Origin of the sequence: Halosimplex salinum (assembly GCF_003730195.1) — an archaeon.
GTDB lineage: Archaea > Halobacteriota > Halobacteria > Halobacteriales > Haloarculaceae > Halosimplex > Halosimplex salinum.
This window is the reverse complement of the sequence record NZ_QWGG01000012.1, coordinates 1-12,633: the sequence shown is the minus strand read 5'-3', so window position 1 is coordinate 12,633 and position 12,633 is coordinate 1. Positions and strand designations below refer to the sequence as shown.

General features: G+C 68.8%; 14 protein-coding genes. 7 read left to right on the top strand and 7 right to left on the bottom strand.

What is annotated here, in order from left to right; translation table 11 throughout:
- Positions 1-409 precede the first annotated feature (409 nt).
- Complete coding sequence (thsA, locus tag D1409_RS21300) at positions 410-1,966, bottom strand: thermosome subunit alpha (RefSeq protein WP_123538988.1); 1,557 nt, start codon at positions 1,964-1,966, stop codon at positions 410-412.
- Between the two features lie 245 nt (positions 1,967-2,211).
- On the opposite strand from thsA, the gene D1409_RS21295 reads away from it, so the two are divergent.
- On the top strand, positions 2,212-3,033 hold the full coding sequence (locus D1409_RS21295) for an amidohydrolase family protein (protein ID WP_123538987.1): 822 nt from the start codon (positions 2,212-2,214) through the stop codon (positions 3,031-3,033).
- 71 nt (positions 3,034-3,104) lie between these two features.
- Here D1409_RS21295 and D1409_RS21290 read toward each other — a convergent pair whose 3' ends face one another.
- The 3 genes from D1409_RS21290 to D1409_RS21280 all read right to left on the bottom strand — a co-directional run bounded on the left by D1409_RS21290 (position 3,105) and on the right by D1409_RS21280 (position 5,295).
- Positions 3,105-4,007 carry a glycosyltransferase family 2 protein gene (locus tag D1409_RS21290; protein ID WP_123538986.1) on the bottom strand — a complete coding sequence of 301 codons (903 nt, stop codon included), beginning with the start codon at positions 4,005-4,007 and terminating at the stop codon, positions 3,105-3,107.
- Positions 4,008-4,086: 79 nt separating this feature from the next.
- Positions 4,087-4,797 (bottom strand): class I SAM-dependent methyltransferase, encoded by a 711-nt coding sequence (locus D1409_RS21285; protein WP_123538985.1) that lies wholly within the window; start codon positions 4,795-4,797, stop codon positions 4,087-4,089.
- A 96-nt stretch (positions 4,798-4,893) separates the two neighbouring features.
- Positions 4,894-5,295, bottom strand: coding sequence for a PPOX class F420-dependent oxidoreductase (locus D1409_RS21280; RefSeq protein ID WP_123538984.1), 402 nt, complete (start codon positions 5,293-5,295; stop codon positions 4,894-4,896).
- 194 nt (positions 5,296-5,489) lie between these two features.
- On the opposite strand from D1409_RS21280, the gene D1409_RS21275 reads away from it, so the two are divergent.
- Positions 5,490-5,762 (top strand): MarR family transcriptional regulator, encoded by a 273-nt coding sequence (locus tag D1409_RS21275; protein WP_123538983.1) that lies wholly within the window; start codon positions 5,490-5,492, stop codon positions 5,760-5,762.
- A gap of 9 nt (positions 5,763-5,771) precedes the next feature.
- On the opposite strand, the gene psmB is transcribed toward D1409_RS21275, so the two are convergent.
- The 3 genes from psmB to pth2 all read right to left on the bottom strand — a co-directional run bounded on the left by psmB (position 5,772) and on the right by pth2 (position 7,982).
- Positions 5,772-6,503: an archaeal proteasome endopeptidase complex subunit beta gene (gene psmB / locus D1409_RS21270; protein ID WP_123538982.1), complete on the bottom strand. Its 732-nt coding sequence runs from the start codon at positions 6,501-6,503 to the stop codon at positions 5,772-5,774.
- Complete coding sequence (gene psmA / locus D1409_RS21265; protein WP_123538981.1) at positions 6,496-7,236, bottom strand: archaeal proteasome endopeptidase complex subunit alpha; 741 nt, start codon at positions 7,234-7,236, stop codon at positions 6,496-6,498. The genes psmB and psmA overlap by 8 nt, the downstream gene beginning before the upstream one ends.
- 407 nt (positions 7,237-7,643) lie before the next feature.
- The gene (pth2, locus tag D1409_RS21260; protein WP_123538980.1) at positions 7,644-7,982 is read right to left on the bottom strand and encodes a peptidyl-tRNA hydrolase Pth2; all 339 of its coding nucleotides are present in this window, start codon (positions 7,980-7,982) and stop codon (positions 7,644-7,646) included.
- A gap of 94 nt (positions 7,983-8,076) precedes the next feature.
- Between pth2 and D1409_RS21255 the strand changes: the two genes are divergently transcribed.
- The 5 genes from D1409_RS21255 to dcd all read left to right on the top strand — a co-directional run bounded on the left by D1409_RS21255 (position 8,077) and on the right by dcd (position 12,528).
- Positions 8,077-8,826: a Yip1 family protein gene (locus D1409_RS21255; protein WP_123538979.1), complete on the top strand. Its 750-nt coding sequence runs from the start codon at positions 8,077-8,079 to the stop codon at positions 8,824-8,826.
- 88 nt (positions 8,827-8,914) lie between these two features.
- Entirely contained in the window at positions 8,915-9,655 is a 741-nt protein-coding gene (locus tag D1409_RS21250; protein ID WP_123538978.1) for a sugar phosphate isomerase/epimerase family protein, read from the top strand.
- A 60-nt stretch (positions 9,656-9,715) separates the two neighbouring features.
- Positions 9,716-11,245 carry a glycoside hydrolase family 43 protein gene (locus tag D1409_RS21245; protein WP_123538977.1) on the top strand — a complete coding sequence of 510 codons (1,530 nt, stop codon included), beginning with the start codon at positions 9,716-9,718 and terminating at the stop codon, positions 11,243-11,245.
- Between the two features lie 81 nt (positions 11,246-11,326).
- Positions 11,327-11,875 (top strand): metal-dependent hydrolase, encoded by a 549-nt coding sequence (locus D1409_RS21240; RefSeq protein WP_123538976.1) that lies wholly within the window; start codon positions 11,327-11,329, stop codon positions 11,873-11,875.
- Positions 11,876-11,940: 65 nt separating this feature from the next.
- Entirely contained in the window at positions 11,941-12,528 is a 588-nt protein-coding gene (dcd, locus tag D1409_RS21235) for a dCTP deaminase (protein ID WP_123538975.1), read from the top strand.
- Positions 12,529-12,633: the final 105 nt, after the last annotated feature.

Here is a 12,633-nt window from a genome sequence, read left to right as displayed (position 1 = left end):
GACGAAGCCCAGTCACGTCAGACGAAGTCGGGGTCGACCGACTCGACCCCCTCCTCGATGCGCTCCTGGTCGTAGAACGAGAGTGCGGGAGTGACCGATCAGGGGAGCCAGAGGGGTCGTCGTCGTCGAAACGTGGATCGCTGTCGAGGACCACCGGAGCGTCTCCGTCGCCGCGTCCCTGCCGTCGCGTTCGAAGTAGGCCACCGGCCGCTTCGCCGTGTCGGGGCGGAAGTCGTCGTCTCGCTCGTCGGGCGCGCGGCGTATCGGATAGTTTTGGGACCTCACTGGCACGTCGGGTGGCGTCGCTGAGTGCAAACGGAGCAGTCGCTCGCGCGCTCGTGAGCGCCGGAAAAGCGGAAGATCGGTCGGACTCCGCCGAAATCGCGAACGGTTGGGCGTCGTCAGGCGGTTAGCTCGCGGAGATGACGTCGTCGATGCGGACGATCATCGTCGCGGCCTCGGTGGCGGACTCGACGGCCTCGTGTTTGACGGCGGCCGGGTCGAGGACGCCCAGGTCGGTCGGGTTGTCGATGACGCCGGTCTGGCCCTCGGAGATGATGCCGGCGATGCCCTCGCTCTCGTGTTCGGCGCGCAGGTCGACCAGCGCGTCGATCGGGTCCATGCCCGTGTTCTCTGCGAGCGTGCGCGGGAGCACGTCGACCGCGTCGGCGAACGCCTCGACGGCGAGCTGTTTGCGGCCCTCGATGCTGGCGGCCTCGGCGCGGATGTAGTCCGCGACCGCGATCTCGGTGGCGCCGGCGCCGGGGACGACGCCGCCCTCGCCGAGGGCGGCCGTCACGACGTCGAGCGCGTCGCCGAGGACGCGTTCGAGTTCGTCGGTGACGTGTTCGGTGCCACCGCGGGCGAAGACGGTCACGGACTGCCCGGCGTCGCCGTCCTCGACGAAGGTGACGTAGTCGTCGCCGTACTTCTCGACGGAGAGCTCGCTGGCGCTGCCGAGGTCGTCGGCCTCGAGCTCCTGGACGCCCGCGGCGCGAGAGAGGCCGGTCGCGTGGGCGAGCTCCTCGCCCTCGTCGTCACCGACTTCGTAGGCGACGACGTCGTTCTTGGCGAGGATGGCGGCGACCTGGTCCGCGACGTCGCCGTCGACGAACAGGACGTCGACGCCGAGGTCGACGATGTGCTCGGCGTAGCCGCGGAGCTCGTTCTCCTCGGCCTCGATGGCGGTGTTGAGGTCGTCGACGTTGGAGACGTTGTACTCGGCGTCGATGGAGGCCTCGCGGACCTCGATGTCGTCGTCGACGAAGGCGATCTGCGGGTTCTCGACGCGGCGCGGCATGTTGTCGTGAACCGGCTCCTCGTCGACGATGACGCCATCGACGAGGCGGGTCGCGGAGGAAGAAGAGCCCGTCTGCGTGTAGACGGAGATGTTGTCGCGGGCGACCGAGCCGTCGTCGGTGACGCGGCGGACCGCGTCGACGACGGTCTCGGCGAGGCGCTCGGCGGAGACGTCGCCGGTGCCCTTGCCGGTCATGCTGGAGCGCGCGACCGTCTCGAGGAGGTCGTCGTCGAGTTCCTCGTCGAGTTTGACCTCGTCGATGGCCTCGTGAGCCAGCGAGAGCGCCTGGTAGTACCCCTCGACGATGGTCGTCGGGTGCACGTCGTCGTCGAGCAGGTCCTCGGCCTGCGAGAGGAGTTCACCGGAGAGCACCGCCGCGGTGGTGGTGCCGTCGCCGACCTCGTTCTCCTGGGTCTCGGCGACCTCGGAGATCATCTGCGCGGCCGGGTGCTCGATGTCCATCTCGTCCAGGATGGTCGCGCCGTCGTTCGTGATGACGACGTCGCCGCTGTCCGAGACGAGCATCTTGTCCATCCCGCGCGGACCGAGTGTGGTCCGTACGGCCTCACTGACGGCCTTCCCGGCCGTGATGTTGGAGCTCTGAGCGTCTTTTCCCTGCGTGCGATCACTGTCCTCGTTGAGGATGAACATCGGCTGTCCACCCATGCGTCGCTGGCCAGATGACATGGTTGAGTTTCATCTATTCATCGTTAGCGGTTCTATATAAAGTTTTCCAAGCCAGTCACGGAACCCCCGCCAGCGGTGTACCAGAAGTCCCCGCTCGGTCTGGCGGGAAGCGTTTATATAGGAGTACGCCGGTCGGCGAGAGACCGGCGCGTAGCGCCTCGGACGGCGGGAGTGATCGGCGCGTCCGACAACCGTTTTAACGAGGTACACTCATGATAGGGTGAATGCTGGAGTTGGAGCACGGGTTCCGGGTGGTCGACGTACACGCGCGGCTCGAACCGGACGAGGACCGGCGACAGCGCGAGGGGCTGGGCGACCCCGAGCGACTGGAGCGGGAGATGCACCAGGCGGGCGTGGTCCGGTCGCTGGTCTTCCCGAGCGGCCGCGACGGCGACTATCTCGCCGCGAACAACGCCGTCGCCCGGATGAGCGTCGGTCGCCCCTTCGTCGCCGTCGCCCGGATCAACGGCGCGCGGGACCCCGCCGACAGCACCGCCGCGACGCTGCGCAACCTCACGGCGAGTCGACGGGACCACCACACCTCGCCCGCCGACGTGGAGCAGTACGCCTACGACGACCGCTTCGTCGGTTTCAAGCTCAACCCCGGCGAGGACGGCCTGCCCGACGAGGACGTGCTCGACGAGCTCTCGGACGTCGGTCTGCCGGTCATCGTCCACGGCGGTCGCGCGTTCGAACCGGAGGCCGTCGAGGCGACGCTCCTCCAGTACGACTTCCCGGTCGTGCTGGCCCACTTCGGCGGTCACCCGCTCGACCGCGACCTGATGGAGACGAGCATCGACCTGCTCGACCGCGCCTCGTCGCTGTACCTCGACACGAGCTTCGTCCGCTACCGCGACCCGCTCGAACGCGCGATCATGGAACACCCCGATCGCGTCCTGTTCGGGAGCGGGTCGCCCGCCGCCCACCCCAACGTCGCGGTCATGGAGGTCCTCACGCTCGACGTGCCCGAGGACGCCATGCGCAAAGTCTTCTCGAACAACCCCGGACGCGTCTTCGACGTCCTGTCGCCGACCGGCGACCAGTAGGGACTCCGTGTCGGCGGCGTCGGTGCAGTAGAACCGATCACCTGCGGTCGTTGACAGCGACCGCCACGCGACTACCGTCGGTCGTAGACAGCGACCGCCCGGTCCGAGCGGGCCGACCGGCCGTAGGGGTTGCGCCGGGACGAGCGGTCGAGCAGTCGCGCCCAGACGCCGTCTTTCGAGCCGACCGCGAGCCCGGAGAGCACGTCCCGGCCCGTGCCGAGCCAGCCGGAGGGCGTCGCGTCGCCCCGCGCCACGTCGCGGAGCGAGTCGAGCGCGTCGCGGCCGGCGTAGGCGACCAGTCGCGCGGCCACCCGCGGTCCGACGCCGTAGTTCTTCACCAGCCGATAGGCCAGCGAGCGGTACTTCCACCCCTGGTCGGTCTCGGGCCCGCCGCCGTCGGCGCCGACTTCGCGGGCGACGCCCATGCCGGCGGCCCACGTCACCGAGAAGTCCATCGTCGCGAGGCGGTGGGCGCCGTCGCGTGCGCTCCCGACCTCCAGATACTCGTCGAAGCCGTCGAGCGCGTCCAGCGCCGGCCGCGAGAAGGCGACGTTACCGCCGTTGAAGTAGGTCACCTCGCGCCCCGCGAGCGCGTCGGACTCCACTTCTTCGGTCGTCATCCCGCCCCTGAGTTGCTCGTGGACTGGCCCGGAGACCACGTCGGCCTCGGCCAGGCCGGCGGCGAGCGCGTCGAACCACTCCTCGGTCACCGACAGGCCCTGGTCGACGATGGCGACGACGTCGCCGGTGGCCTGGTCGATGCCGGCGTTGCGAGCGGCCGTCACGGTCCGGTCGGCGACCTCGACGAGCACGTCCACGTCGTCGCGCTCCCGGACCATCCCGGTCGTCCCGTCGGTCGACGGCCCGTTGACGACCACGACCTCCGCCGCCGGGACGTGTTCGGCCAGCGCGTCCAGCGTTCGGGCGAGTTGCTCCCGGCCGTCGAGCGTCGGAACCACAACCGAGAGCTGCATACTCTCCGTAGCAGACTCGACGCGTATAAAAGTCGTGGGACGAGCGAGCGCTGTCGGGGGTACCGACCCGGCGAACCGGTCACTCGACGGTGGCGTTCCAGTAGGAGATAGAGGCCAGGCGGTCGCCCAGCGACGTGCGGTCGATCGTCTCCTCGACCGTGCGGAAGGCCCGCGCGACACTGCCCGGGAGCTTCCGGTAGAGGCCGAACGGGACGACGAACTCGTGGGTCTCGCCGGTCAGCCGCAGGTCGGCCGCCTCGATCATGCTATCGACCTCGGACCGCGAGTAGAGACGCGACCCCATCGGGAGCGCCCAGTTGTACAGCGACCGGCCGGAGAAGCGGTTGTACGTCTCGAAGACGACCTGCCCCTTCGAGACGCGAGCCATCTCGCGGAGGTACGCTTCCGGCTCGTCCACGAGGTGGAAAAAGCGGATGGCGAACACGGAGTCGAAGTGGTCGTCCGGGAACGGGAGCCGCGCGGCGTCACCGCGCATGAACTCCATGTGGTCGTCGACGCCCGTCCGTCGGGCCTTGTCGCGACCCTCGCCGAGCATCGGGGCCGAGATGTCGAGGCCGACCATATCCGCGCCGCGCTCGGCGAGCATCACCGAGAACCGGCCGGTGCCACAGGCGATCTCGAGGATCTTCTTGTCCTCCACCGGCGCGAGCGACTCGAACACCGCGGCTTTCTCCAGTCGGTCGGTGAGGCGGCCCCCGCCGCGGGAGAAGCGTTTGTCCTCGTAGGACTCGACGACGGTCTCCTGCTGGTACCACTCCTGACCCTTCACGATACCGAAGTTTGGCCAGTCGGGGAACAAAAGAGTACTGAAAGTCCGCTCCGTCCGCCAGCAGATCCGGGCTCCGCTCGAACCGGGAGCGACCGGTCAGGACGTGTGGACTTCCTCCGGACGGATCTCGACGATGACGCGCTGTCCCGGGTCGCTCTCGTAGTTCGGGTACTCGTCGACGCCCATGTAGCGCCCGGCGAGCTCGTCGATGTGGTCCTCGGCGCCCTCCTCGGTCAGCGCCGTCACCACGCCCACGACCGAGCAGTACCGATAGGGGTCGTGCGGGTCGATCATGCTCACCCCGACCTTCGGGTTGCGAGCGACGTTGCGCTCCTTCTGACGGCCGCGTGCCGTGTTGATCAACACCCGGTCGGCCTCGGGGTCGTAGTCCACCCACACCGGCGTGACGTGCGGGAACCCCTCCGGCGTGAGCGTCGCGAAGTGGGCGAACGTCTGCTGTTCGAACAGGTCGTGATGCGAGTCCGGGATCGACGTCATACCGGAACTACGCCCCCCAGCGCCGAAAACATTCTGGACAGTGACAGGACGAGCGGGGAGAAACCGCCGAAACGGGCGCTCTGTAGCGATCTCTTCCAGCTATCGGCAGAAATACTAGGGGCCCTTATATGGTTTGGATAATTTGGTCATCCATATAGCCAACGTTTACCAGTCGTCTCCAGAGAGAGGGTGATATGAGCACGACCATAGACGACGTCGCGGCGGAGGAGCCACTGGGTGAGACCGAGTTCCGCGAGCGCCTCCGCGAACTCCCGCCGAGCGCGAAGCTCGTCGCGAAGGTACTGGAGACGGACGCGCCGCTCTCGCAGGGCAAGCTGGCCGAGGAATCGCTGCTGCCCGACCGGACCGTCCGCTACGCGCTGAATCGCCTCGAAGAGTCCGAACTCGTGGGCTCTCGGTACAGTTTCCACGACGCCCGAAAACAGGTCTACTACCTCAACAACTGACGGTCGCGTCTACCGCGACGCGACCGCGTCGTCCGTCTCGTCGAAGCCTTCGATGTCGACGCCCTCCTCGGTGACTTCTGCGACGTAGACGCCGTTCCCGGAGCCGGTGTCGCGCTCGGTGGCGGCCTCGATGGCGCGCACTGCCAGGTCGCGAGCGTCGGCGAGGCTCATCTCGCGGTCGTACTGGCCCTCGAGCGTCCCGTGGGCGAGCTGCATCCCCGACCCGGTGACGGTGTAGTCGTCTTCCATGACGCCGCCGGCCGGGTCGATGCTGTAGACGTGGCCGCCGTCTTCGTCGATCCCGCCGAGGATCGGGTTGATCGCGAAGAACGGGCCGCCGCGGGCGAAGTTGCCCGCGAGCGTCGCCAGCGCGTGCATGCTCATCGGTTCGCCCTTGCGGACCTCGTAGAGTTCGGCCTCCGAGCGGAGCGTGCGGATGAACGACTGCGCGCCGCCGACCGAGCCGACGAGCGTGAGCACGCCGGTCGGGTGGATCTGTTCGACCTTCTGGACGGACTTGTTCGAGACGAAACGGCCTCCGAGCGAGGCGCGCATGTCCGTCGCGACGACGACGCCCTCCTCGGTCGCGATACCGATCGTGGTCGTCCCCGTCTTGTTGACGGCTCCCTCGTCCCGGTCCTGTGCGGCGTTCGAGTCGGTCTCGAATCCGCTGGCGAGTTCGGGTGCGGTCGGGTCGCCGACGGCGTCGGCGCCGGTCAGCGGGTCGGTGAATCTACTCATCGGCCTCACCTCCGGTGTCCAGTTCGTCGAGATGCGACGCGATCTCCTCGGCGTCCAGCGAGCGGACGCTGTGGGTTTCGCTGTCGATCACGGTCACTTCGACCGCTCCGGGGTCGATGTCCTCGTTGCTCTGGGCGAGCGCCCGGAGCGCGAGGGAGACCCCCGCGTCCAGGTCTAGATCGCCGCGGTACTCGTCTTCGAGGAAGCCCTGGAGCGTCTCGCGCTCGCCGCCGATGGCGGTCGCCTTCCACTCGTAGGGCGTCCCCGATGGGTCGGTCTCGAAGAGCTTCGGCGTGCCGTCGGGGTCGACGCCGCCCATGGCCAGTGCGACACCGAACGGGCGGACGCCGCCGCTCTGGGTGTAGCGCTGGATGTAGTCGGTGACTTCCTTGGCGAGCGCCTCGACGCCGATCGGCTCGTCGTAGCGGAGACGGTTGACCTGCGCCTGCTCGCGGGCGAAGTCGACGAGCTGTCGCGCGTCGGCGACGTGGCCCGCGCTCGCGACCGCGATGTGGTCGTCGATGCGGTGGAGTTTCTCGATGCTCTGTTCCTCGACGAGCGGTGAGCGCACCTGACGGTCGGCCGCGAGCACCACGCCGTCGGCGGTCCGAACGCCGACGCTCGCGGTTCCGCGTTTGATTGCCTCACGAGCGTACTCGACCTGATAGAGACGTCCGTCCGGGGAGAAGATCGTCATCCCGCGGTCGTACGCCTGCTGGTTTTGATCCTGCATAGTGTGCGTCACTGAGTCTGCGTGACTAACATTAGGTTAGGGACTTACGTATATAACCCTTTTGTGCGGGTAGAAGTCGGGCTGTCGCGGTCGGCCGGTTCCGGGCCGCCGCGGTTGCGGGTGCCGTTGCGGTCACGGTCGCGGTGCCGTTGCGGTTGCGGCCCGGAGCCCTGGCGGTTGCGGCCCGGGGGTTGCGACGGTTGCTGTCTCGTCCGCGCCGAGCGGAGCGGCGCGAAACGGTACCGTCCGCGCCGAACGCAGTGAGGCGCGGTTCCCCGGACGCGAGCGACCGGAGGGAGCGAGTCGTCCGGCCCTTTTTCACCCATGTTTTTGCCGCGAGGGTGCCCGCAGGCGCGCGGAGCGCGCCGAGGACACCCGAGCGGGAAAAAGATGGAAACGAGATGGTTTCAGTAGAGCGAGAGGTGCCCCGTCACCTTGTCCACGAGGTCGTCTCGGGCGGGGCCGACGGCGAGGGCGCTGGCGGTGCCGGGTTCGAGTTGCGTGTGGCCGGCGTCGCGGACGACGGCGTGGGGGAGACCTTCGCGCTCGGCCTTGTCGGCGAGTTCGAACAGTTCGGACTCGCTGTCGGCCTGGAGGACGACCTTCTTCTGGCCGCTCCCCTTCCACTCGGTTTTGGCCTGCCGGTCGGCGTCCTCGACGGCCATGAGCGAGGCGTGGGCGACCTGCGCGGCGAGTTTCCCTTCGCCCATCCCGAGGTCCGCCCGGGCGACGATGGCCTGCTTCATGTCCCTCCCGATGGCGGCGCGGCCTATCTGCCTTTTCATCGCCGCCCCGACCACGAAGTACTTGTCGCCCGGGTGACGAGACACGGAGCGTCCCATGTTCGCCGCCCTCCGAGCCCTCCTGTTCGACCCGGACTCGTACTTCGAGCGCCGCGCAAGCGCACTGGACGGGGTCCGCGGATTCGTCGTCGCCGCGGTCGTCGCCGTCCTCCTGACCGTGGTCGTCGGCGCCGCGCTGTTCGGCCTCTCGGAGCAGATGACTGGTACGACGACCATCGACAACCCCGACCGACCGCCCGAGGTGTTCTGCGAGGATGGGGGGGCGATGCCGTCGACGAACGGGAGCGGTCCCGACGCGACCGACCGCTGTGACCTGCCGGCGGAGGTCGACCGCGACGTCGGCGAACTGTTCTGGCAGGCCGCGAGCGGCCAGTTACCCCTGCTGTTCGTGGGCGTCGGTATCGTCTGGTTCGGGGTCGGAATCGCGCTCTACGTCGCCGCCAAGCTAGCGAACGGTCGCGGCTCGTTCAGCGAGACGCTGGCCGTCACGGCCTACGGGACGGTGCCGTCCCTCCTGACCGCAGTCGCCGGCGCCGGACTGCTGGTCTGGTTCGCCGCGAACGCCGACCTCGGGACCGGGGACACCGAACGGCTCGCGGCCCAGTTCCGGCAGCTCACCGTCGGCGTTTCGGGCCTCGCGCTGACGGGGGTCCAGCTCGTCGGCGTCGTCTGGCAGGTGTACGTCTGGACCTACGGGCTGGTCCACGCGCACGACCTGCCGGCGCGAGCGGCGGGCGCCGCCGCCGGGAGCGTCGGCGCGCTGCTGGCCCTGGGGGTGCTTCTGTGAGCGCTGGCGCCTGCGGACGGGCGGGCAGGAACCGGACGGATCCTCGACGGCCGAAACGACCTTGCCGCTCGCGGCGGCAGTCGAGACGATGCACGTCGGAATCCAGCCCTTCACCGTCAGCGCTCTCGACGAGTCGCTCCCCGAGAAACTCGACCGCTTCGCCCGCGCCGGCTACGACGGCGTCGAACTCGGTCCCGACGCCGACCGCGAGGCGGTCCACGACCGGCTCGACGCCCACGGCCTCTCGGTGTCCAGTATCGGCACCGGCCTCGACGGGCTGGAGGAGGACGAGGACCTCGCGTCCCACGTCGCCGCGTGCGAGTCCTTCGACACCGACGACGTGGTGGTCATGTGGATCGGCCCCGAGGCGTTCGAGAGCCGCGAGGCGGTCGAAGCGACCGCCGACCGACTCGACTCGTGGGCCGACAGGCTCGCGGACCGCGGCCTGCGGCTCCACTACCACAACCACGCCCACGAGTTCACGGACCTGGGCGACACGACGGGCTACGAGGCGCTCGTGGCGGCGACCGACGACGTCCGCTTCGAGGTGGACGCGGGCTGGGCCGGCGTCGGCGGTACCGATCCGGCCGACCTGCTCGACGACGTCGGCGACCGCGTCTCGCTCGTCCACGTCAAGGATATGGACTTCGCGGCGGGCGAGTTCGTCACGTTCGGCGAGGGCGACCTCGACGTGGGCGAGACGGTCGCCGCCGCCCGACGCAACGACGTGGAGTGGCTGCTCGTCGAGAACGACGAACCGGTCGACCCCGTCGCCGAACTGGCCCACGCCTCCCTCCTGCTCGACGAACACACCGACCACTACTGCTGAGGGCGCGCCGGCCGCGGGCTTTCCCCGGGATTGACGAGCCATCCGGTCGACAGGTCGCTCGTGACTCCTTCGAATCCAGTCCTGTCCGGCTTTCACCCCGATCCCTCGATCTGCCGGGTGGACGAGACGTTCTACCTCGCGACGAGTTCCTTCGAGTCCTTCCCGGGCCTCCCGCTCTACCGGAGCGAGAACCTGGTCGACTGGGAGCCCATCGGGCACGCGCTCACGCGCGAGTCGCAACTGGACACCCGCGAGGCCCGCGACTCCGGCGGGATATTCGCGCCGACGCTCCGCCACCACGAGGGCACGTTCTACCTGACCTCGACGAACACGAGCGGCGGCGGCCACTTCGTCGTCACCGCCGACGACCCCGCAGGTGAGTGGTCCGAGCCGACTTACGTCGACGCGCCCGGCATCGACCCCGACCTCTTCTGGGACGGCGACACCTGCTACTTCACGTACTTCACCACCGACACCGACCGCGGGATCGAACAGGCCGAGATCGATCCGGAGACCGGCGAACTGGGTGAACGGCGGACCGTCTGGACTGGCCACGAGGACCCCCACGCGGAGGCGCCCCACATCTACGAACGCGACGGGACGTACTACCTCGTCGTCGCCGAGGGCGGGACGCACACCGGCCACTCCGCCGTCGTCGCGCGGAGCGACGAACCGACCGGGCCGTTCGACCCTTGCCCCGACAACCCGGTCCTCACCCACCGGGACGACTTCTATCGCGACGTCCACGCGACGGGCCACGCCGACCTGGTGACCGACGCCGACGGGAACTGGTGGCTGGTCTGTCTGGGTATCCGGCCCCGCGGCGGCTTCCCCGGCTGGCACCACCTCGGCCGCGAGACGTTCGTCGCGCCAGTCTCGTGGGATGACGGCTGGCCGGTCGTCGAGAACCGGGAGATCCCGGCCGAGCTGGACGGCGAGTTGCCCGGTCCGTCGCCGGAGGACGACGAACTGACCCCCGTCGAACGCACGGACACCGACTTCGCCGGCGGACGGGACCACGAGTGGCTCTACCGCCGGACGCCAGACTGCGAGCGCTACGATTTCACCGACGACGGCCTCGTTCTGTGGGGCGGCCCCGAGACGCTCGAAGAGAAGGGGGTGACCTTCCTCGGTCGCCGGCAGACGAACTTCGACTGCCGCGTCCGCGCCGACCTCGTCTTCGACCCCGATCCCGGCGAGGAGGCCGGTCTCGCGCTCGTGATGGACCGGGAGCACCACTACGAGATCGGAGTCGGTCTGGCGGACGGTGACCGGGTCGCGGTCGTCAGGGTGACCGTCGGCGACGCGACGGACGAACTGGCCAGCGTCCCGGTCGACGAGCGCGTCACACTCGGTGTCGACGCCGAGACCGAAGCCTACGAGTTCGTCGTCGACGGCGAGGTCCTGGCCGACGCGCGGCCGAAGTACCTGTCGACGGAGGTCGCCGGCGGATTTACCGGCGTGGTCGTCGGCCCCTACGCGACGGGCGCCGGCGGGCGGACGTCCGGCCGCGGAGACGGTGCGAACCCGGTCACGAACCCCGCTCGGGTCGAGCGGTTCGTCTACGAACCTACGTCGGACACGCGATAGCATCGACGGGGCGGTCGCGTCGTGAGGTCCCCCTGCAGACGCCGGGTCGTCGCTTTTCGGAGCCCCGGCCCACCCCGCGGCATGGTCAAGCTGATGGGCCACGTCGCGATGGGGCTCCTGTTCGCGCTCCCGGCGTGGTTCCGCTGGGACGGCCGCCTCCCCGTCGCGTTCGCCGGGTTCGTCCTCACGACGGTCATGCTCCCCGACGTGGATCTGGTCCTCGAAGTTCTCTTCCCCGCGGTCGAACACCACGGCGTCACGCACACGGTCGTCTTCGTCGCCGGCGTCGCGCTGGTCGTCGGCTCGCTGGCCGGCGTTCTGCTCGCTCCCCGGGTCGAACAGGTGTGGCAGACCAGCGACGGGGTCCGCGTCACCCGACGGACGCTCACGGAGTTCGTCACAGGCGGGCTCCTCCTCGGCGGGCTGAGTCACGTCTTCGCGGACATGCTCTCCGCGCCCGACATCGCAGACCCGATCGAACCCCTGTGGCCCTTCGTCAACCAGCCCATCTCGTTCGACGTGATCTACTACTCGTCGATCTGGTGGAACCTCGGTCTGCTGGTCCTCGCCGTCGTGCTCCACCTCGCCCTCGCCGGCCGGCGCGGAATCCGACTCGCGACCACCGCCTGACCGGTCGCCGGACGGGGGTCACAGCCAACCGTGATGTTTTACCGGCCGCGCGGAGAGACACCTGTATGATACTGTCGGACGCGGACATCCTGCGGCGCCTGGAGGAGGGGGATCTGGTGATCGACCCCCTGGACGACCCGGACATCCAGATCCAGCCGGCCAGCGTCGACCTCCGACTCGGCCGGGAGTTCCTGGAGTTCCAGCACGCGAACATCCCCTGCATCCACCCCAACAGCGAGAACGAGGTCGACGAGTACGTCGAGGAGACCGTCGTCGACGCCGACGACGAGTTCATCCTCCACCCCGGCGACTTCGTCCTCGGCACGACCCACGAACGCGTCGCCATCCCCGACGACCTCATCGCCCACGTCGAGGGGCGCTCCTCGCTCGGCCGTCTCGCCATCGTGGTGCACGCGACTGCAGGATTGTGTGATCCCGGTTTTCAGGGCCATATAACCCTCGAACTGTCGAATCTCGGCACCGCGCCCGTCGCGCTCACGCCCGGCATGCGGATCTCGCAGTTGACGTTCACCGAGCTGAAGACGCCAGCCGACCGCCCCTACGGGAAGGAGCGCGGGTCGAAGTACCAGGACCAGTCGGGGCCGCAGGCGTCGAAGATTCAGGGGGATCGGGAGTTCGGAGGCGACCAATGACGACCGCCGTGCGTGTCGTCGGAATGTCGTCGAGAAACGACGTGGAGTTCGGAGGCGACCAATGACGACCGCCGTGCGTGTCGTCGGAATGTCGTCGAGAAACGA